Source organism: Chryseobacterium jejuense, assembly GCF_017877355.1.
GTDB classification, from domain to species: domain Bacteria; phylum Bacteroidota; class Bacteroidia; order Flavobacteriales; family Weeksellaceae; genus Chryseobacterium; species Chryseobacterium jejuense_A.
The window spans coordinates 168527-188213 of sequence record NZ_JAGIPR010000004.1; the positions used below are offsets into that span (position 1 = coordinate 168527).

The 19687-nt window shown below is 36.5% G+C and carries 20 protein-coding genes; 5 read left to right on the forward strand and 15 right to left on the reverse strand.

Features of this window, described 5'->3' with window-relative positions:
* Positions 1–71 precede the first annotated feature (71 nt).
* Together dinB and J2772_RS10035 are read left to right on the forward strand one after the other, a co-directional pair.
* A complete protein-coding gene (dinB, locus tag J2772_RS10030) occupies positions 72–1169 on the forward strand; it encodes a DNA polymerase IV (RefSeq protein ID WP_209916200.1) in 1098 nt (365 codons plus the stop codon).
* 45 nt (positions 1170–1214) lie between these two features.
* A complete protein-coding gene (locus tag J2772_RS10035) occupies positions 1215–2687 on the forward strand; it encodes an alpha-amylase (protein ID WP_209916202.1) in 1473 nt (490 codons plus the stop codon).
* A gap of 148 nt (positions 2688–2835) precedes the next feature.
* Here the strand turns inward: J2772_RS10035 and J2772_RS10040 are convergent, their stop codons facing one another.
* From J2772_RS10040 to J2772_RS10050, 3 genes are all read right to left on the reverse strand, one after another.
* A complete protein-coding gene (locus tag J2772_RS10040; protein WP_167356252.1) occupies positions 2836–3003 on the reverse strand; it encodes a hypothetical protein in 168 nt (55 codons plus the stop codon).
* A 149-nt stretch (positions 3004–3152) separates the two neighbouring features.
* Positions 3153–4496, reverse strand: a complete 1344-nt coding sequence (locus tag J2772_RS10045) for a carboxylesterase family protein (RefSeq protein ID WP_209916204.1) — start codon at positions 4494–4496, stop codon at positions 3153–3155.
* A 150-nt stretch (positions 4497–4646) separates the two neighbouring features.
* Positions 4647–5549, reverse strand: coding sequence for a helix-turn-helix domain-containing protein (locus J2772_RS10050; protein ID WP_209916206.1), 903 nt, complete (start codon positions 5547–5549; stop codon positions 4647–4649).
* Between the two features lie 129 nt (positions 5550–5678).
* Here J2772_RS10050 and J2772_RS10055 point away from each other — a divergent pair, with 129 nt between their 5' ends.
* Together J2772_RS10055 and J2772_RS10060 are read left to right on the forward strand one after the other, a co-directional pair.
* Positions 5679–6083 carry a cupin domain-containing protein gene (locus J2772_RS10055; RefSeq protein WP_209916208.1) on the forward strand — a complete coding sequence of 135 codons (405 nt, stop codon included), beginning with the start codon at positions 5679–5681 and terminating at the stop codon, positions 6081–6083.
* Between the two features lie 36 nt (positions 6084–6119).
* Entirely contained in the window at positions 6120–7172 is a 1053-nt protein-coding gene (locus J2772_RS10060) for an NAD(P)-dependent alcohol dehydrogenase (RefSeq protein WP_209916211.1), read from the forward strand.
* A 53-nt stretch (positions 7173–7225) separates the two neighbouring features.
* On the opposite strand, the gene J2772_RS10065 is transcribed toward J2772_RS10060, so the two are convergent.
* Positions 7226–7654: a winged helix-turn-helix transcriptional regulator gene (locus J2772_RS10065; protein ID WP_209916213.1), complete on the reverse strand. Its 429-nt coding sequence runs from the start codon at positions 7652–7654 to the stop codon at positions 7226–7228.
* 170 nt (positions 7655–7824) lie between these two features.
* On the opposite strand from J2772_RS10065, the gene J2772_RS10070 reads away from it, so the two are divergent.
* The gene (locus J2772_RS10070) at positions 7825–8703 is read left to right on the forward strand and encodes an NAD(P)H-binding protein (RefSeq protein WP_209916215.1); all 879 of its coding nucleotides are present in this window, start codon (positions 7825–7827) and stop codon (positions 8701–8703) included.
* A gap of 105 nt (positions 8704–8808) precedes the next feature.
* On the opposite strand, the gene J2772_RS10075 is transcribed toward J2772_RS10070, so the two are convergent.
* The 11 genes from J2772_RS10075 to J2772_RS10125 form a co-directional block, all read right to left on the reverse strand.
* Positions 8809–12552, reverse strand: a complete 3744-nt coding sequence (locus J2772_RS10075; RefSeq protein ID WP_209916218.1) for a T9SS type A sorting domain-containing protein — start codon at positions 12550–12552, stop codon at positions 8809–8811.
* Between the two features lie 6 nt (positions 12553–12558).
* On the reverse strand, positions 12559–12840 hold the full coding sequence (locus J2772_RS10080; protein ID WP_209916219.1) for a hypothetical protein: 282 nt from the start codon (positions 12838–12840) through the stop codon (positions 12559–12561).
* A gap of 328 nt (positions 12841–13168) precedes the next feature.
* Complete coding sequence (locus J2772_RS10085; RefSeq protein WP_209916221.1) at positions 13169–14452, reverse strand: ectonucleotide pyrophosphatase/phosphodiesterase; 1284 nt, start codon at positions 14450–14452, stop codon at positions 13169–13171.
* A gap of 109 nt (positions 14453–14561) precedes the next feature.
* Positions 14562–15398 carry a GNAT family N-acetyltransferase gene (locus J2772_RS10090; protein ID WP_209916223.1) on the reverse strand — a complete coding sequence of 279 codons (837 nt, stop codon included), beginning with the start codon at positions 15396–15398 and terminating at the stop codon, positions 14562–14564.
* 31 nt (positions 15399–15429) lie between these two features.
* Positions 15430–15825, reverse strand: a complete 396-nt coding sequence (locus J2772_RS10095; protein WP_209916225.1) for a cytidine deaminase family protein — start codon at positions 15823–15825, stop codon at positions 15430–15432.
* Positions 15826–15836: 11 nt separating this feature from the next.
* Positions 15837–16439, reverse strand: coding sequence for a GrpB family protein (locus J2772_RS10100; RefSeq protein ID WP_209916227.1), 603 nt, complete (start codon positions 16437–16439; stop codon positions 15837–15839).
* Positions 16440–16580: 141 nt separating this feature from the next.
* Positions 16581–17324, reverse strand: coding sequence for a T9SS type A sorting domain-containing protein (locus J2772_RS10105; RefSeq protein ID WP_209916229.1), 744 nt, complete (start codon positions 17322–17324; stop codon positions 16581–16583).
* A 1-nt stretch (position 17325) separates the two neighbouring features.
* Entirely contained in the window at positions 17326–17850 is a 525-nt protein-coding gene (locus J2772_RS10110; protein ID WP_209916231.1) for an ankyrin repeat domain-containing protein, read from the reverse strand.
* Positions 17847–18389 carry a YceI family protein gene (locus J2772_RS10115; RefSeq protein WP_209916234.1) on the reverse strand — a complete coding sequence of 181 codons (543 nt, stop codon included), beginning with the start codon at positions 18387–18389 and terminating at the stop codon, positions 17847–17849. The genes J2772_RS10110 and J2772_RS10115 overlap by 4 nt, the downstream gene beginning before the upstream one ends.
* 11 nt (positions 18390–18400) lie before the next feature.
* Complete coding sequence (locus tag J2772_RS10120; protein WP_245365202.1) at positions 18401–18748, reverse strand: hypothetical protein; 348 nt, start codon at positions 18746–18748, stop codon at positions 18401–18403.
* A gap of 1 nt (position 18749) precedes the next feature.
* Entirely contained in the window at positions 18750–19592 is an 843-nt protein-coding gene (locus J2772_RS10125; protein WP_209916238.1) for a DUF5777 family beta-barrel protein, read from the reverse strand.
* Between the last annotated feature and the right edge of the window lie 95 nt (positions 19593–19687).

A 19687-nucleotide genomic window follows, 5' to 3' on the forward strand; every position in this document is an offset into this window, starting at 1 on the left:
GACCTTATTAACTTTCCTCTTCCAGCTTCTAGCTTTCCTTCTATAAATACAGGAATCCATATCTTTGTAATATGGATTTTTCTTTGCCACTTCGTAAAATTATTCACGTGGATATGGATGCATTTTATGCTTCTGTGGAGCAGCATGACAATCCTGCATTGAAAGGAAAAGCTATTGCTGTAGGGGGCCAGCACCGGGGTGTAGTAGCTGCAGCAAGTTATGAGGCCCGGAAATACGGAGTTCGCTCTGCCATGCCCAGTAAAACAGCCAAAGAGAAATGTCCGGATCTGATCTTTGTTCCGCCTCGCTTTGCCCGATATAAGGAGATTTCAAAAATGATCCGCGAGATCTTTTATGAGTATACTGATCTTGTAGAGCCATTATCTCTGGATGAAGCCTATCTTGATGTCACCGAAAATAAAAAAGGAATAGAGTCTGCCAATCAGATTGCAAGAGAGATTCGTCAGAAAATATTTGAACAAACAGGTCTTACTGCCTCTGCAGGAATTTCTGTCAATAAATTTTTGGCCAAAGTAGCTTCCGACATCAACAAACCTAATGGCCAGAAAACCATCCATCCTGATAAAATGGAAAGCTTCCTTGAAGAATTACCTGTGGAAAAATTTTATGGAGTTGGAAAGGTTACGGCTAACAAAATGTTTAGTTTAGGCATTTATAAAGGCAAAGATTTAAAGAAAAGATCCCTGGAAGATCTGGTAAGAATCTTCGGAAAATCCGGAAAGCATTATTACAATGTAGTTCGTGGCATTCATACTTCTGAAGTAAAACCTCATCGGATTCAGAAAAGTGTAGCCGTAGAAAGAACTTTTTTTGAAGATCTTTTTGACGAACAGCAAATCAATGAAAAACTGGAAAGTCTGAGCCAGGAACTCCATCAGCGGTTACAGAAAAACAATATTCTTGGAAGAACTTTAACCTTAAAAATTAAGTATAAGGATTTTTCGCTTTTCACAAGAAGTATAACCAGAGAAGAGTATTTTACGTCTCCGGAAGAATATTTCAATACAGGAAAAAAACTTTGGGAGCTTCGTCCTTTTGATAAAGCGGTTCGCTTGCTTGGGTTGTCTCTTTCCCAGTTGAATACGGAAGAAAAAAAACTCGTTTCCGTTCAACTAAAAATCCCGTTTAAAGAATTCGAAAATGAATAGGTAATATTTTTTTGCTAACTTGTATTCACCAAATCAGCAAATTATATGAACCCAACAATGATTCAGTTTTTCCACTGGTATTCTGAAGGCGATGGAAAACTATGGAAAGAAGCCGAAAAACAGGCGAGATATCTGGCTAAACTGGGAATAACTTCTGTATGGTTTCCTCCTGCCTATAAAGGAACCAATGGCGGATATTCGGTAGGATATGATACCTATGATCTTTATGACCTTGGAGAATTTGATCAGAAAGGAACCATCCCTACTAAATATGGCACTAAAAAAGAGTATTTAAAAGCCATTGAAGCTTTAAAAAGACAAAATATAGAAGTTATTGTAGACATTGTATTAGGTCATAAGGCAGGAGGCGATGAACTGGAAAAATTCAAAGTAGTAAAGGTGGATGAAAACAACAGGGAAAAAGTGATTTCTGATGTTTTAGAAATAGAATCCTATACTAAGTTTACGTTTCCCGGAAGAGGAAAAAAGTATTCTGATTTTGAATGGAACTTCACCTGTTTCAGTGGTGTAGATTATGCAGAAGGTATGGAATCTCATATTTATAAAATACGGTCTGAATATGGTGACGATTGGGAGGAAATGATTCATGATGAGAAAGGAAATTATGATTACCTGATGTATAATGATATTGAGCACAGAAATCCTTTTGTACGGGAAGAACTTAACACTTGGGCTAAATGGTATTTTGATGAAACCGATTTTGATGGAGTTCGTCTTGATGCTTTAAAACATATTTCTTTTGATTTTTATAAGGAATGGCTTACCCTACTCCGCTCCAATTCTGAGAAAAATATTTTTGCCGTGGGTGAATATTGGGCTCCCGGATATCTTCATCTGCTTCAAAAATATATTGAAGTCACCGAAGGCTGCATGAGCCTTTTTGACAGCTCACTGCAGAATAATTTTCATAATGCATCCAAAGAAGGTGCATCTTATGACCTCAGTAGAATTTTTGATGAGACTCTTACGCAGGCTGATCCACTCCATGCCGTAAGTCTTGTTGCCAATCATGATACTCAACCACTTCAGGCTCTTGAAGCTCCGGTAGAACCTTGGTTCAAGCCCATTGCCTATGCTTTAATTTTATTGCGAAAAGATGGTTATCCATGTGTTTTTTATCCGGATTTATATGGAACTCATTATATTGATAAAGATAGAGAAGGAAATGATCAGGAAATATTTATGCCGAAAGTAGATGGTATTGAAGAACTTCTAAAGGCAAGAAAAGATCATGCCTATGGTGAGCAACGGGACTATTTTGAGGACTCCAACTGTCTCGGGTGGGTACGTGACGGAGATGATATGCACTCAGGATGTGCTGTAGTGCTCAGCAATAAGGATTCTTATAATAAACCTATGGAAGTTGGAAAACATTATGCAGGAAAGAAATTTAAAGATCTATTAAAAAGGTTCAAAAATAAAATAAGCATTGATGAAAATGGCTGGGGAGATTTTCCTGTTCCTGCCGGAAATGTAAGCGTCTGGGTTGCTGAATAAAAATAGTATATAAAAGCAACTGTCTCAAAAGCATGATTCTGAACATGATAAAGAATATTAATCTTTAAGTTTTTAGAGATTCTTCGTTTCTCTCAGAATGCTTTATGACTTTTGATACAGCCGCTTCACTTTTGTATGATACAGAATATTAGCATTTAATGCCACGGCAACTCCATGGATCCTGAGCCCACTCACAACAGTAATTGTCTTCGTTATAAAAACAGCATACTCTGTCTCTGATAATGATTCCTCCTTTTAAGTGTTTAAGTTCCTCTCTGTTAATTTTTCTTGCGTTTTGAAGTTTTGTTGATTTCATAGTTTAATATTTTAGAATTTAGTTTTATAAATATAATAAAAAAACTTCATTACAATTTATAACCAACTATAAAACAACCAAATAAGACAATTAAATCATCAAAATAAACACAATAGTATTAAAATTAAGAAGTATTTCCTCACATTTATTTACGATTCTATTTTTTCTATTTTTAGAATTTCCGGTCGTCCCGATTGATCTGAAATTTTCCCGGTTCTGACAAATTCAGCCCAAAGTGCTCTGAGCATTGTTCCATGTTCATGAATACGCTCCCAGGGAATATTCTTCAGCATTTCTGAGTATTTCCAGGCTGATTCGTTGCCGAAAATTAAAGGAAGATCAATACAATGAGGAGCTCCAATAGCATTCTCTTTTAGGTTGGAATGTATTCTGAATAAATAGACATTTCCGCCACCTTTTGCATGATTTTCTGCAAATTGTCTGGCGGGAGTTCCATAGATGAATTCTGTAGTTTTTTCAACCGTTTTATCCATGATTTTCAGTCCCCATCCTTTTCCAAAGTATTTATTTAAAGCTTCTGAAGTTTTGAGATAGAATGCTGTTTCATCATTATTCAAACCAATCAGCACATCATATTTTTTTGCGTTTTCTCTCCATTTCCCAACAGATTCTTCTTCGCTGCATAAAGGCTGAAATCCATACTGAGTACCAAAAGGCATGGCTGCCTTCAGGCCATATTTAATGACAGAAGGAACTAATTTTCCATAATTATCCATCATTTTATAAACATCAACCTCATCTTTAATCTCTTCTGTTTTCATCAAAAACTCAGCTGACATTTTCTGTCTTTTATGACGTAATCCAAGAGGAGCACTTTGAATAATGACCCGCTGAAATAGTCCGTTTACCCCTTCAGATATCATCAGATGGGCAATTGCATCACCACCTGAAGACTGACCAAGCAGAGTTACATTTTCCGGATCACCTCCAAAGTCTGCAATATTGGTTTTAATCCATTTCAAAGCTTCAATCATATCCAAAAGTCCTAAATTAGGAGGTCTTTTTTCATCGCCGCCTAAAAAGCCAAAGAGTCCCAGGCGATAGGAAACTGTAACAACAATGATATGCTGTTCTTTTACCCATTCTGCAGGGTCTGCAGTCGGAAGATCGCCACATCCAATTTCATGAGAGCCTCCATGAATCCAGACAACCACCGGAAGTTTATCTTTTTCGTTGATATTTTCAGGCCGGGTTATAGAAAGATATTGGGTAGATTCATCCGGTTCAAATTCTTCAACAGGTGTTACACCAATCATTTTTTCCACAAGCGGACTGAGTTTCTGTGGACAGACCGGAGTTTTATCCTTGAGTCTGCTGTCAAAAATAAAATGCTCTACCGGAACAGGTCTTTGAAATCTTTCGGAACAGGCATACCGAATACTCTTTGCCCTGATGACTCCATTTTCTTTGAACGCTGTAATTTTTCCAAATTTGGTATTGAGAACCACCGTTTCTATATGTTGTGAGCTCATTTTTTAAACTGTAAAAACTTTACACTAAAGATAATTCTGTTTTTTGAGAACAGAAAATTTATATGATTAATAAACACTAATAACACAAATGAATACACGAATTTCCACCAATAAATTGGTGATGCTTGTGAAAAATATTTGCATTTAAACTCAATTCAAGGATTTATATTCACTTGGGGAAACGCCTACTTTGGTTTTGAATAATCTTGTAAAGTGCTGTGGATATTTAAAGCCCAGATCATAGGAAATCTCACTAATTGATTTTCCTTGATCTAAGATCTGTTCTTTAGCGATATCGATGAGTTTATTGTGAATAAGTTCCTGAGGGGAAATTCCTAATTCTTTTTTGATAAGGTCTCCGAAATAATTCGCTGAGAGATTCAGTTTTTCTGCAAAGTAATTCACCATAGGAAAACCTATATTTTTAGGGTCATCCGATTTTAAATACACATCAACAAGGTTCTCAAATTTCCCAATCACTCCTTGATTGATATGGTCCCTGGTGATAAACTGTCGGTCATAAAAACGCATACAATAATTCAGAAACAGTTCAATATTATTTACAATTAATGACTTACTGTGCTTGTCAATGGATTGCCCAAGTTCATGTTTTATATTTTTGAAACAGTCCAGAATAATTTCTCTTTCCTTTTCTGAAAGGTGCAATGCCTCATGCACATCATAGGAAAAGAAATTATAATCTTTTATATTTTTTCCAAGATTCGTTCCTTTTAAAAGATCGGGATGGAAAATCAATGCAAAACCAGCCGGCTGAACAGACTTTCCCTGATTGTAAATCCCATACGTCTGCCCAGGTGCAATGAAAACCAATGTGCCTTCCTGATAATCGTAGCTATGTTTTCCATACTGCATGTCTCCACACATCACATCTTTCAGAAAAACGGTATAAAAACCAAATTTTCTTCTGTACTGGCAGATGGGATCTGATTTGGAAAAATCAATCACATTTACCAATGGATGCAATGTTTCATGATTGGCCATTTTATTATATTCCGAAACGCTGTTATAGATTTCAACCTCCTGATTTTCCATGAAGTATATTTTTTACAGTTCAAAATTACCAATTTCCTGCATAACAGATATCGTGTATGTAAAATTGGTAAGTAATTCGGTAATCTGTATAAGTTCAGTTTACCGGAAAGTTTCGAATTTTGTACCGTTATGAAAACTTTTAATACCAATATTTTTCCAAAGGGTGAACAAGCTCCATCGGATTATTTTTCCGGAGGAAAGGCTTGGGTTCAGATTCTGAAACCTAATGCAGATCAGCTCAACTGCCAGATCGGAAATGTAGTCTTTGAACCCGGATGCAGAAATAACTGGCATTCCCACGGTGGCGGACAGATTTTAATCGTAACTTCAGGAACCGGATATTATCAGGAAAAAGGAAGCCCTGCACAGATCTTACATCCCGGAGATATCGTAAATATCCTTCCGAATATAATTCATTGGCATGGGGCTGCCCCTAACAGCGAATTCACTCATATTGCAATCAATACCAATACACAGAATGGGATTGTGGAATGGCTGGAACCTGTAACGGATGAAGAATATAACAATTTATAGCATCAACTTATTAATTCAAATAACATAAATAATCAAATGAATACATTTACAGTAAAAGCTTATGGGGCTGAGTCTATCACAGCAGACCTGAAAGAAATGAATATTGAAAGAAGAGAGGTAACCTCCAAAGATGTAGAAATTGAAATTCTATATTGCGGAGTATGCCATTCTGATCTTCATACGGCAAGAAACGACTGGGGCGGAACGATCTACCCTGCTGTTCCCGGACATGAAATTGTAGGAAGAATTACAAAGGTAGGAAGTGAGGTCTCTAAATTTAAAGTAGGTGATCTTGCAGGTGTAGGATGTATCGTAGATTCTTGCGGACACTGCAACAGCTGTCAACATGATCTTGAACAATATTGTGAAAACGGATTCACCGGTACCTATAATGGAAAAGACAAGCATACGGGAGGTCATACTTTTGGGGGGTATTCCCAAAAGGTAGTGGTAGATTCTCATCATGTTTTAAAAGTTCCGGAAAACCTTGATCTAGCTGCTGTAGCACCTCTTCTTTGTGCTGGAATTACAACATGGTCTCCTTTGAGACACTGGAATGTAGGTCCAAATTCTAAAGTAGCCGTTGTTGGTTTAGGTGGATTGGGGCACATGGCCATTAAACTTGCAAAAGGTTTAGGTGCTGAAGTAACTTTATTTTCAAGAACTCCCGGAAAAACTGAAGATGCTAAACAATTAGGAGCCGATCATGTTATTATTTCTACAGATGAAGAACAGATGAAGTCTGTAAAAGGGAAATTTGATGTGATTATTGACACAGTTCCTTATGTGCACGATGTGAATCCTTATGTAACTACTTTAAATATCAGCGGAACACATGTTCTTGTAGGATATCTAGGTGGTCTGGAGCCTATTTTGAATACAGTTCCGATGATTTTGGGAAGAAAATCAGTAGCAGGATCAGTGATTGGTGGTATTGCTGAAACTCAGGAATTATTAGATTTCTGCGGGGAACATAATATTGTTTCGGAAATTGAGATGATTAAGATGCAGGATATTAATGAAGCTTATGAAAGAATGCTGAAAAGTGACGTAAGATATCGTTTCGTGATTGACATGCAGTCATTATAATCTGTCTATAGGATATAACAAAAAGAGGTTCTTCAAATTGAAGAACCTCTTTTTTATTGTTCAAGGTTTTGGCCAAAGCTATTCTGATTTTTATCTATCATATATTTGTTTCCATCAGCACCTTTGTTATCATTCCTTTCCATATCATGAAAAGCCCATGCCGCCATTGCATCAATAACAGGAGCAAGTTCATTACCTGCTTCACTCAGTTTATATGTAACGTGAGGCGGCACTACAGGTTTTGCTGTTCTGATGACGAGACCATCTGACTCCAATTGTTTAAGATGCTGAATCAGCATTTTTTCCGTTACCGCAGGAATGGCTTTTTTCAATTCGCTGTATCTTTTCTCTCCTGTAGAAAGATTAAACAGAATAATAGGTTTCCAGAATCCGCCAATTCTTTCCATAACATACATTACGGGACAATCCTGTACAGTCTTCTTATTCTCCTGAATGGTTGAATTTTCTTTAATTGCTGTCATAGTTACATACTTTAGGGTAAGTACTTGTATAAAAGTAAGTACAAATATAACTTTGTCTCAGGAAATAAAAAAATATTTATTATGAAATCGCAGACACTTAATCTATTCATACAAAGTAATTAATATTCAGCGATTACAGATGACCAATAAAAAACAATAAAAATTTACATATGAAAATTATAATCACAGGATCACTAGGAAACGTTGCTAAACCTTTAACAAAGCAATTGGCAGAACAAGGACATGATATCACTGTTATCAGCAGCAATGAAGAACGAAAACAAGACATTGAATCTTTAGGAGCAAAACCTGCTATCGGGTCTATTACAGATGTTGATTTCTTAACCCGGACATTTAGTGGAGCAGATGCAGTATTTGTGATGACACCACCTGCCATCAGTGCTGAGAATATTGTTCAGAATACCATCAATGCTGGTAAGAATTATGCTGAAGCATTAAAAAATGCCGGAGTAAAAAGAGCGGTAATGTTAAGCAGTGTTGGAGCCGGATCTCCTGTAGAAAACGGACCTATCAAAGGGCTTCATCATATCGAAAAGCTTTATCATGAGCTTGACAACACCTCATTTACTTTCTTAAGAGCAGGTTATTTTTATACTAATTTCTACAATGACATTCCATTGATTAAAAATGCAGGAATTATTGGTGGTAATTATCCTGAAAACACAGAAATTCCAGTGGTACATCCAGAAGATATTGCCCAAGCAGCTGCAGAGGAATTGGTGAAAAATGAGACTGGAAAAAATATCCGATATATTATAAGCGACTCCCGAAAAGCTTCTGATTTTGCCAAAGTATTGGGTGCTTCTATTGAAAAACCTGCTCTTCCTTGGGTGGAATTCTCAGATAAAGATTCTTTAAACGGAATGCTGCAGGCTGGTTTACCACAGGATATGGCTGAATTGTATGTTGAAATGGGGCTAGGAATGAAAACGGGAACCGTACAAAAAGATTTTATTGAGCATGGCTCTCCTGTTACAGGAAAGATTAAACTGGAAGATTTCGCTAAAGAATTTGCTTCTAAGTTTTAGACTGGAGGTTGATAACAGGAAACTGAAATTTTAGTACTCATAAAATTGTTAGAAAACAACAGGCAGACTTTTAAAGGTCTGCCTGTTTAAAAATAAGGGTAATAATTAGTTTTTAATCAATTTCAGAGCTTTATTCTCTGTACCTGTTTTTACAAGTACCAGATAAAGTCCTTTTGTAAGACTTTTTACATCCATATCAATTTTTGGCCCTTTTTGCTTTTTCAGAGACATTACCTGTCTGCCGGAAGCATCATACACATAAACATCTACATCGCCTTTATTATTGGAAGGAAGCATAATACCTGTAACATCATCTGCCGGGTTAGGTACCAACCTGATTCCTTCTTCTGATTTCACAATATCTTTTACTCCAAGAGAAGAAGTAGGAACTATAGATTTAATAAGCCATCCATAAGAAGCAACCTCCGGATCACTTACCAAGCGAAGTCTTACTGCAATTTCATCACCAGGGGCAAATGCTCCTAAATTTAAAGAACTGTTCTGGAATAATGTTTCGTTCACACTAGCTGCCGGAAGAGCAGCTCCACCATTGTTCCAGTTACTGAATGATTTTTCATCATAAACGCCCAGGGTAGTCCAATTAACCAGATCTTTAGATCCTTCTACATAAGCAAAATCATATTCTGCTTCTGTAAGGGCCATATGTCTCATTGTCATTGCAGATGCAGGTCCTATAATCACCGGAGTTTTTATATAAGTCTGATAATTCGTGGAATTTGCATATGGATGTCCAACATTATTCAACACATTATAAGTAAATTTATTAGATACATTATCTACTACAAATTTGCCAGTTCCAATATACACATCATTGGTAGTAAAGGCAGGAACATTAATAGCAGATGCTCCACTGTTAAAGTTGATAATATCCAAAGATTTTGTATCCTTGATTGTTTCCTTGGTTCCGTTAGCATACACTCCGGTAACTGAAATAGAGTGAATCCCTTCAGATAAAGTGGATGTTGTAGTAAATGTATAATCGGTATTAGGCTGAGTGCTGGAAATTGTTGATACATAAGTATTATCAACATACACTTTCAGACTCGTAATTTGTGGATTTGTATAATTAAAGACGGCTTTGGCTTTTGTATCATGAATAGCTACCTGATTTACACTTTTTATAATTGGGCGTGCTACATATTCAGGCATCACATAGGTTGCTAGTTCAGGAATAGTGGCTGTCCAGACTCCTCTACCGTGGGTAGCAAGAACCACCTGGTCATTCACAATTTTCATATTCCAGATAGAAACGGGAGGCATAGTGGTTACAAGAGACCATGTTGCACCGCTATCTACGGTTTCAAATATACCAATATCTGTTCCTGCCCAAAGGATTTTATCATCAAATGGCATTTCAATTAAGCTATGTACAGGAACATCCGGGAAACCTGTAGAGGTAGATCCTGTACTGTACCCTGAAATATCTGTCCATGTTGCACCAAAATCATTGGTTTTTACCACTTTCGGCTGAGCGGCTACGGAGAACATTACATATGCTCTGGCTTCCGTTGTATTTGATGGAGAAATTCCACTGATATAATAGTTACCTGTGGTTGGCAGATTACCTGTTGTTTTAGTAAAGGTAGATCCATTATCTTTTGAAACGTTGATCTTATACGTTGTTCCCGTTCCTCCTGAAGCAGCAGAACCGGCCCAAACTACATCAGGATTTGCTACAGACACTTTAACAGTGGCAAATGAAGCATTTCCATTCCATGTTCCGTTGTTGGCTGCTGTAAAGGTTGTTAACCCCCATGTTCTACCGAAATCCGGAGATTTCCAAACCCCTTTAGAGGACACTGTAAATACAACATCCGGGTTATTATTAGCGTTGGCTAATTTTGAATAGAATGGAGATGATGTCGATCCATAGTCTGCATTTCTGGCTGTAAAACGGCCTGTGGTACTTACTCCCTGCTCTGTTCTTACAAAGTTATTGTACTGAGAACCAAATATCATTTCATTAGGCTTATTATAGTTCCAAAGGGCCTCAAAGCCGTCTCCACCCAATAAAGATAAGTAGTTTGAAGTGCTTGAGGAAGGAGCTGTAATGGTAGCTGATGATCCGTTATCCTGAGCTCCTGTGACATAAGCATCTGCCCCGTTCTTTTTGTCTGCACCGTAGAACTGTGTTGTATTAAGCCCTGTTACAGGGTTACTCCAATCTCCCTGAGTTTCTCCCGGGTTTGTTTTATATTGCGTGGAATACACTCCACCGTCATTAGTCAACAATAATCTAAATTGTGCAGGGTTTGCCGGATTAACCTGACAAACGATACCGTGCTGATCAGGATGCACAGCCGTGTTAAGGTAGGCTGTATTATAGCCACTTGCAATGGAAAGTACATTGTATGAGTTATCCGTAGTATCTACGGTAACCTTTGCCACAGAAACTCCACCTACATAAATAATATTTTCATTAAACGGATGGGCTGTAACGGCATTATCATACCATCCCTGATCTCCAAGGATTTCCTTACTGTTTCCGGTTTTATAAGTTAGAGCCTGAAAGCTGGTTCCTGCGTTGGCAGACATATATATTCCTGTAGTTGCACCTTCCTGGCAGCTCAGATAAATTTTACTCTGATTAACCGGAGATACAGCAATCTCAATTCTTTTTATTGCTTTATTAAGAGCCAGTGCATCAAATACTTTTGTCCAGGTAGTCCCTCCATCTGTAGATTTAAGAACGCCTAAAGTATTAACAGAAGCATATATAGCACTGAAATCGCTGGTTGCAACAAGATCTTGGGTAGAAACATAAGCAGTTCCATTGACAGTTGACCCTGTAAAGGTCTGATTCCATGTAGTTCCACCATCCTGAGTTACGTATATCCCTTTTGAAGTAGCTACTAACAGGTTATTTGAATTGGCTGGGTTTACCAATAACCTTCCTACATCACCAAAAGCAGCAGTATTCTGTAATCTTGTCCAATGCTCTCCTGCATCTGTAGATTTTATAAGACCTGTTCCTGTAATCTTATCTAAATTACCAAATGGCTCTCCAGTTCCAGCATAAACAACATTCGGGTTTTGCGGAGAAATGGCAATCGTAGAAGTAGCCAGGTTAGGAACGGCAAAATCTGTAGTATTTTTCCAGGTTGTTCCGGCGTTGTCAGTAATCCAGACTCCACCACCTACTGATCCTACATACCATTTATCAGGGTTCAGAGGTGAGACTACGATACTCCTGTCTCTCCCCGGAATATTATTAGGACCTCTTTCTGTAAACACAACGTTGTTGATAGAATAAGCTCCGTTTTTAGCAGCAATGGAAGATTTCTGTTTAGCTTGTTTAAGAGTAGCACTGTTAAGCGCTTTGTTATATTCTTTCAGCAAATTCCCATCTTCATAAAGCATTTTATTGGTACCAATCGGCATTGTGATCTGACGTCTGTACTCTGCCATCTCTTCAATCCCTTTTTTCTCTTTAACTCCTGTTTCCTGTTCTCTTAATTTTTTATCGGCACGGTGTCCCATGACCATTTCTCCAGGTTTTGCCATACTCATCAACAATTCCTTTCTAAGCTGAATTTCTTCAGCTCCATCACCAATGTTTTCAAAAACTTTATTAAACTTCGGATCATTATAAGCAAGTATCTTTTTCAGGTTTTGTTCTTTCTGTACCTGAGCATAGACTTTTTTATCAGCTGAAACTTTAATTTTATCCTGTTCCGCTGATTCTTTTTCTTTCTGCTTAACTATTCCGTCTGCATTGGACGACGGCGGGCGGCTTGTATCTGCTTGTGTATTGAAATGCTGACAAGCATTCAATAAAAAAACAGCGCTTATTACAATTGCCCCATTTCTGATGTAGTTTTTTTCCATGTGTGGTTATCTTATAGGTATTAAAATTTGATTGTCATTTTCTTTTTCGTCTACTTCCAGTTCTGTTTTTATCATTTTACGGTAAGGTATGATGACAAGAACGTTATCAGGTTTCCAATAAATGGAATCTGCAAGGATTTTTGTTTTATCTTTTTTAAAAATATTCGTTTTGGCTTCTTTTACATAATAGGTAAGCCACCTTCCAGGCTCAAGAGGGTTATCTTCAAACTGATAAAAAAGAATAAACCGATTATCCGGGCTCAATTTTCTGGCGTACTTATTTTCCATATCATTACTTACAAAACCCGTTTTAACAGAGGATTTACAGCAAATCAAGAGCATTATTATTATACTGGTAAAGATTTTCATAAAACTCGAAATAATTCACTTTTAAAGATATAAAAAAAATCAATATAGTAATGGTAAAAAATTAACCTAAAGATCATCAATAATCTAATCTATAATTGTTTTAATTAATACTTATATATTTATTATCGGAAAAACATTGTAATATAAACAGTTTCGGCGCACCAAAGGTGCGCCGAAACTTATCTGAAAATTTATAAAAAAATCGCAATAAACTTCTGCATTGCGATAGTATCCAATTAAAATTATTCTATTTCTTCTCTTTTAATATTTTTTCTAAAACCTTCAGTTTTCCATCAATAGGTTGTTCAATCTTTAATCCTAAAACCTCAGCAACCAAAGGGTAAATATTGATATTGGTAAATTCTCCAATTTCCATATTATTTTTAAACTCCGGTCCCCAGGCATAGAAAGTTGCTTTCATTTCAGGAACTGTTCTTGGATTGTATCCATGTTTCCCTACGGAAGTTTTCTTTCCTTTTTCCAAAAATATTTTCGGAGCTTTAGGAAGGAGAAGAATCTGACCTATCCTGTTGTACTTATCATCTCTTGCAGCAAAATGCAGGTATCTTGGTAATTTTTTATCTAAATACACTTCGTAGTCCTCTGTTTTATGAGCTTTTAATTCTTTATAAACAGCTTTTACCTCATCCGGATTTTTAACATATACTCTTAAAAGGGTTTGGGAATTGTAAAAATCGAATCTGTTTTTATCAAAAAGAAGAGCTGGAATTTCCAAAGGAGCTCCACCATCAACCTTAATCATTCCGTGGTCTGAAACAAAAACAAAGTTGACATTTTTTAATCCTAAATCATTTACTTTCTGGACAAGATCTCCAATGGCCTGATCAATCAGATGAACAGCAGTTTCTGTTTCTTTGGTATCCGGACCAAAGTGATGTCCGCTTCCATCTACTTCCGGGAAGTATAATGAGATAAAATGGGGTCTTTGATCTTCAGGCAGCTTCAGCCAGTTTACAACCTTTTCTACTTTTTCGTATGGTGTAAATTTTTCATGATAGGGATAGTAATAGGTAGGTCTCATTCCTCCTGCATCGCTGGCAGATCCTACCCACATTAAGGATGCAGATACCATTCCCTGTTTCTCAGCTAATCCCCAAAGTGGAATTCCGCCGTACCAGCTTCCGTCTTCTGCATTTTTTTTATTACTCATTGCATACGTTTCCTTTCTCTTATAATCATAGAAAAAGTTATCAATTAAACCATGATGAGAAGGATAAAGTCCGGTGATAAGACTCCAGTGATTGGGAAAAGTAATACTCGGATAGCTTGGAATCATAGCTTCTGCCTTTACTCCGTTATCAGAAAGTTTCAGCAGATTTTCGGCATTATATTTTTTAGCATAATCATATCGAAAACCATCGGTAGAAATCATGATAATATAAGGTTTCGACTGGGCTTCAATGCTGTTCAGGCGGCCTGCAACTACTACCTGAGCTGTATCTGTAGTTCCTTGCTGAGCAAAAACTGTTAAGGAAAGAAACAGCAGTAAAAAGTGTATTCCTCGCTTCATTATTTAAAAATTTTCGGCAAAGTTACATTCTCTACTGCTCCCTTAAAAGTTTAAGAGATTAAAAGTATATTAAAACCTCTTTATTTTTTAATGTATATGAAAGTATTGATTAAATCCTGCGTATCATTTCAAATTGTGATAACCAATTTTGAAGGCCTATTTTTTTATCAAGAAATACATCTGTTTCTTTAGAAGTATCATCTACATTATTGATAGCGATGGCTTTCCCATCAGCAATAGCCGTAAAAAGTCCGGAACCTATCCCTTGCTTTCTATAATCTTTATGTACCGCAATCTGAAGCACCTTTCTTGCACCAGGATTGTAAATGATATATCCTACTAAATTTCCTTCCGAATACGCTCCCAGTGTTTTATAAGTATCCGGCATAGGATTCAATACATAAATAGATCCCTGCCATGAAGGTTCAATATCCCAGAAAGAAAGTAGATTATCCCATTGAAAATCCTTCATTTCTTTTATTGTGATTGTAGAGCTTTCTGCCTCTGAATTGATATTCCCTTTAAAACAAAGCAATTTTCTTACGATGCTAAAGCCTAAATTTTTATAAGCCCTTATCGCTGCAACATTTTCTTCAATGACTTCAAGCAGCAATATATCTGCACCTTTTTCTTTTAAAACAGGAATGATAAAATCATACATTTTTCTTACCAATCCTTTTCCTCGGCTTTCGGGTATTACCCCAGTTCCGCCATTATAAATAATTTTCTGCCCATTCTCCAGCTTTTCAGCCTGAAGAATAAAACTTACTAATTTCCCTTCTTCAAAAGCACCTACTGAAATATTCATATCTAATTTTTCAGCAACAATTTTTGCCGAAAGTACTTCCTTTGTAAGATGAAAAGGAACAATATAGTCGGAAAAAGAAAGATTGAATACTGCTAAAAGCTCATCTAATTCAACATTGGCTAAGGTTTTAAACTCCATGGATCTTTATTTTAAAATTATCATTCTACAATTACCATTCTCTGTCAAGATCTTCTTTCCAGTCGTAAGGCATTAATTCTTTCAGGGTTACAAATACTCCGTTTTTCACTTCTATTATGGCATTCAGATTTTGTTTGGAAAGCTGGCTCATCAATTCTCTGCAACGTCCACAAGGAGGAACTGCATTTCCATCATTTCCTACTGCAACTACAGCTTTGATATAACGTTCTCCGTTCTTCAGCATTTCTGCTACAGCGCTATGTTCAGCACAAAATCCCATGGAACATGCTGTATCAATACTGATTCCTGTGTATACATTTCCATCTGCTGTTTCAATAGCTGCAGCAACTCCACCATATTCTATAAAATCATTCAGTATTGTGGATTTTGCAAACTGACTGGCTATCTCTTTTAAGTCTTTTCTCATTGAACAAAGTATTAAGGTTTCTGATTATTTAAATACCACTGAACAGCATTCTTTTCTTCTCTTTTTATAAACGGATCTTTTCCATCATTATAATCATTGCCATCCAACCATTCCATTGTACTAAGCTTTTCTTTTAATTGCTGATATTCTTCTTTTACTTCAGGATGGGCACGAAGATAATCCCGGAATGCAATATGGCGAAGCCAATGCTCAGATGAAACAGGAATGGTATGGATATGGGCTATCCGAAGATTATGGTTGTGAAGTTCTCCCGGAATTTCATCTTCCGAATGAATAATTTCCGGAAATCCCAGGTTCTGAGGCTTAGCTGTCAACTTAATGAAAAAGCGGCGATACGGCATATCTTCATTGTACTTTTCATAATACACATAATCCTTTCCTTGTAATAATAGGGGAAATTTATCGAGTTCGGACTCATCTTTCACCCCAATCATAATGTCTATAATGGGTTTTGCTGATAGTTCTTCTACAGAAGTACTTCCAATATGCTCTATTGTAGGATGTAAAAAGCCAATGCTTTTTTCGAGTTCATTTTTAATGGATTCAAACTGATTCTTCCAGAATGGATTGTATTTTTCACAAGTAACTTTCATGGGCATCCGCTTACTACACAAATATAAAAAAAACCAGGCAACACCCTTAAATAAAGGATATTAAAATTTATTATCAATACATAAAAGAATAATACCTCTGAAAAGTCAGAGGTATGGTTAAAAATATTTGGATGTGTTTTTTTATTCTTTGATTAACTTTTCATAAGACAGATTTCCATCTTTTAATTTGATTTCAAAATAATAAATTCCCGGCTTAAGATCTTCAACACTGATATTTTCGCCATCCGGTTTTACAGATTTCACTTTTCTACCTGTTGCATCATAAACATCAAGAGCACTTATCCTATCAATATTTTTGAAATTTACAGTGGTCTTAGCTGGATTAGGATAAAGACTGACCTTCTTGTTAGCAGCAGCAACTTCATTTGTTGATAGAGTACTGGAAGTCATTGTTAAAGTTGCATAACTTCTTCCTGCATCATGATATCCTAGGATATTGTCGCTCTTACGTGCATAAAAGATATTAATTGTTCCTGCAGCATTCGGAATTGCAAAATCACCAGCCCCTCCGGAAAGACTTCTTGTTGCTACAATAGTTCTAATACTTCCGGATACTGTATTTGATGTCTCCGTCCAATCCTGGCTGGGATCTGCGTTGGGCATTGTCTTTCCTATAAATGTATAATCTCTGTTCGCTGTAGAATTATAAATAAATCCATCAGACCCCGAACCCATACCTGTAGTTCCAAACCCAATTCCAAGCATGGAATTGCTCTCCCCGGTTAATGTGAGTGTTACTCCTGTAGGGGTTGTATCTAATTTCACCGTCATACCGGTAACCGGAAGAGCTACCGTTCCTGACGAAAACTGAGCCCATGCAAAGTTGGCAAGGGCTATACTTAATGTAAGTAAAGTTTTTTTCATATCATTTTTTTAAGATGTTAATAATTTCTTCCTTGTGAGTCTGTAAGGCATATTCAAAAGGGGTCATCCCCATTGAATCTTTTATTGATTTATCAGCTTTATATTTAAGCAGAAGTTCAATGAGTTCTTTATTCCCGAATTTTACTGCCCAAAATAGCGGTGTAGAACCTGTATCATCTGCAATATTGGGATCTGCATTTTTCTTTAGTAAATCTTCAACCAACTTTTTGTTGTATTTCACAGAAAGACCTGCCAATGCTGTTCCTTCTCTGCTTTTATAGTTTACGTCCTTTACATGGTCTATTAAAAATTCAGCTACTTCTATATTTCCTCTGTAGCAAGCGAGAATAAGAGGTGAAAACCCATTTTCATTGGGTTGATTGATGATATCAGGATTCTGCTTCATCAGCTCTTTTACTTCGGAAACCGTTCCACTTCTGGCAATATCAAATATTGATTTTGCTTTCTCCTGGGCCAATAAAAAAGATCCCAGAAATATACTTACTGCTATAATCAGGTTTCTCATTTTATCAGTATATAATTATATTCAACATTTACATTTTCGGCAATTTTTTTAGTAACCACTTTAGGTATGGTCACTTTATAATCTGCCGGTTTTGCTACAAAACTTCCCTGCATATAAATCTTTCCATCCTTTGCATACATTGAAGCTACAGAGGTTATCGCTTTATCTACTCCATGAAAGTTTAAAGTTCCCTGAACCGTATATTTCTGTGGACTGGCAGTAAGTTTTGACTTATCGAAGCCTATAACTTTTCCTTTAAATGTGGTTTTAGGAAATTTAGCAGATTCTGCATAGCTTTCATTAAAATGTTCTTCCATTAATTTGGTTTTAAAATGGAAGTTTTTTACAACAGAAACAGATGCCATTTCTCCGGTGTCAGCATTAAGAATAACCAGATTGGCATCATCCTGAGCATAAATATCATCAAAAAGAGGTACTGATGCTTCAAATGTTAGTTTACCGGTTTTGGAACTGTATTTCTGGGCTGAAGCGTAACCGGCAAAAAACAGGATTACGCTTAATAGTGTTAGTTTTTTCATATCAAATATTTTTAGTTTTCGGTTAATCCATCAGCTTTCCACTTAATGAAAGTATTAATCTGAGTGGCAGATAATGAACCACCTTTAGGCATTTTCTGTGGGTCTCCGTTTGCTCTTTGAATCCTGTCTAAAATCCCGTCTATATTATTCTTTGCCTGGTCGTAAGTCGCTAAGGGTTTAAAACTTCCTGCAGAATGGCAGCCAATACAGTTATTATCAATAATCGGCTTTATATCTGTTGTATATTTTACAGGTAATATGACAGGGGTATTTTCTGAAATTTCTTCATAGGTTCTGCTTTCACATGCAATAATGGTTGCTGCAAATGATATGACTAGGAGGTATATTACTTTTCTCATATTAAAAAACTCTGTAAAGGTTAAACCCAAAGAAAATGTGTCCTTTTCCCCAATTTCCGGATGCATTCGTAAGATATCCGATATCTGAATTGATCTGGGAGTTTGTAAATAAAAGCTGAAAAACATGTCCCCCGGTTTCTATATCCACACCTAATGACAAGGGATTTTTATAAAAACTGTGATTGTCGAAATTCACAAAATATTCTGCATTTACAGAAATTCTTTTTGAGATTTTATATCGGCCACCAAGACCGGCAAGAAATTGGTTTTTATCTTCTATAGTAGGTTCATAAAGATTCTTATGTACATATGAAGGGGTAAACTGTAATGAAAATTTATCACTAAATCTTCTAGAAATGAGAGCCTGTGTAAGATAAGACAGTCTGTCACTGAATCTAAGATGTGGATATGTATCTTTATCCATGGCTGTATTGGCACCCATTACATGATAGCCAACAACATCTACCGGAAAGCTCTCATTTTGTTTTACCAATCTATACTTAATGCCACCTTCAAAAGTTTTCATATTGGTTTCCCGGGACAGGCTTAAAGATATGGCATCTGTAACTCCGTAGATAACCCCCAGTTTAGTAGAAGCATTATCCAGTCCGAAAAAATCCTTAAACCCGGCGCTTACATCGCCAAACCGATGGGCAACAATCATATACCATTCTTTTTTGGCAGCAAGTTTAGTGGATTGTCCGGTCACAATCTGCAAGGCTTTGAATGCAGGTTGTGAGGTATCTGTATTGGTTTTTACAGTATCAATATCTTTCAGCAGATCTTCCTGTGCAAAAGCAAAAACTGATGAAAGTACCGACAAAAATAAGAGAGCTTTTGTCATATTACGATTCGCATTAAATTATGATATAACAAATCTATCGTCTTATCAATTCAAAAATATGTGATAAAAGTCACCAAGAAAATAGTTTTTATCAA

What these genes read in the sequence shown, in the direction of transcription:
- dinB (WP_209916200.1), top strand. Translation starts at nt 72, where the DNA reads ATGGATTTTTCTTTGCCACTTCGTAAAATTATTCACGTGGATATGGAT.
- J2772_RS10035 (WP_209916202.1), top strand. Translation starts at nt 1,215, where the DNA reads ATGAACCCAACAATGATTCAGTTTTTCCACTGGTATTCTGAAGGCGAT.
- J2772_RS10040 (WP_167356252.1), bottom strand. Translation starts at nt 3,003, where the DNA reads ATGAAATCAACAAAACTTCAAAACGCAAGAAAAATTAACAGAGAGGAA.
- J2772_RS10045 (WP_209916204.1), bottom strand. Translation starts at nt 4,496, where the DNA reads ATGAGCTCACAACATATAGAAACGGTGGTTCTCAATACCAAATTTGGA.
- J2772_RS10050 (WP_209916206.1), bottom strand. Translation starts at nt 5,549, where the DNA reads ATGGAAAATCAGGAGGTTGAAATCTATAACAGCGTTTCGGAATATAAT.
- J2772_RS10055 (WP_209916208.1), top strand. Translation starts at nt 5,679, where the DNA reads ATGAAAACTTTTAATACCAATATTTTTCCAAAGGGTGAACAAGCTCCA.
- J2772_RS10060 (WP_209916211.1), top strand. Translation starts at nt 6,120, where the DNA reads ATGAATACATTTACAGTAAAAGCTTATGGGGCTGAGTCTATCACAGCA.
- J2772_RS10065 (WP_209916213.1), bottom strand. Translation starts at nt 7,654, where the DNA reads ATGACAGCAATTAAAGAAAATTCAACCATTCAGGAGAATAAGAAGACT.
- J2772_RS10070 (WP_209916215.1), top strand. Translation starts at nt 7,825, where the DNA reads ATGAAAATTATAATCACAGGATCACTAGGAAACGTTGCTAAACCTTTA.
- J2772_RS10075 (WP_209916218.1), bottom strand. Translation starts at nt 12,552, where the DNA reads ATGGAAAAAAACTACATCAGAAATGGGGCAATTGTAATAAGCGCTGTT.
- J2772_RS10080 (WP_209916219.1), bottom strand. Translation starts at nt 12,840, where the DNA reads ATGGAAAATAAGTACGCCAGAAAATTGAGCCCGGATAATCGGTTTATT.
- J2772_RS10085 (WP_209916221.1), bottom strand. Translation starts at nt 14,452, where the DNA reads ATGAAGCGAGGAATACACTTTTTACTGCTGTTTCTTTCCTTAACAGTT.
- J2772_RS10090 (WP_209916223.1), bottom strand. Translation starts at nt 15,398, where the DNA reads ATGGAGTTTAAAACCTTAGCCAATGTTGAATTAGATGAGCTTTTAGCA.
- J2772_RS10095 (WP_209916225.1), bottom strand. Translation starts at nt 15,825, where the DNA reads ATGAGAAAAGACTTAAAAGAGATAGCCAGTCAGTTTGCAAAATCCACA.
- J2772_RS10100 (WP_209916227.1), bottom strand. Translation starts at nt 16,439, where the DNA reads ATGAAAGTTACTTGTGAAAAATACAATCCATTCTGGAAGAATCAGTTT.
- J2772_RS10105 (WP_209916229.1), bottom strand. Translation starts at nt 17,324, where the DNA reads ATGAAAAAAACTTTACTTACATTAAGTATAGCCCTTGCCAACTTTGCA.
- J2772_RS10110 (WP_209916231.1), bottom strand. Translation starts at nt 17,850, where the DNA reads ATGAGAAACCTGATTATAGCAGTAAGTATATTTCTGGGATCTTTTTTA.
- J2772_RS10115 (WP_209916234.1), bottom strand. Translation starts at nt 18,389, where the DNA reads ATGAAAAAACTAACACTATTAAGCGTAATCCTGTTTTTTGCCGGTTAC.
- J2772_RS10120 (WP_245365202.1), bottom strand. Translation starts at nt 18,748, where the DNA reads ATGAGAAAAGTAATATACCTCCTAGTCATATCATTTGCAGCAACCATT.
- J2772_RS10125 (WP_209916238.1), bottom strand. Translation starts at nt 19,592, where the DNA reads ATGACAAAAGCTCTCTTATTTTTGTCGGTACTTTCATCAGTTTTTGCT.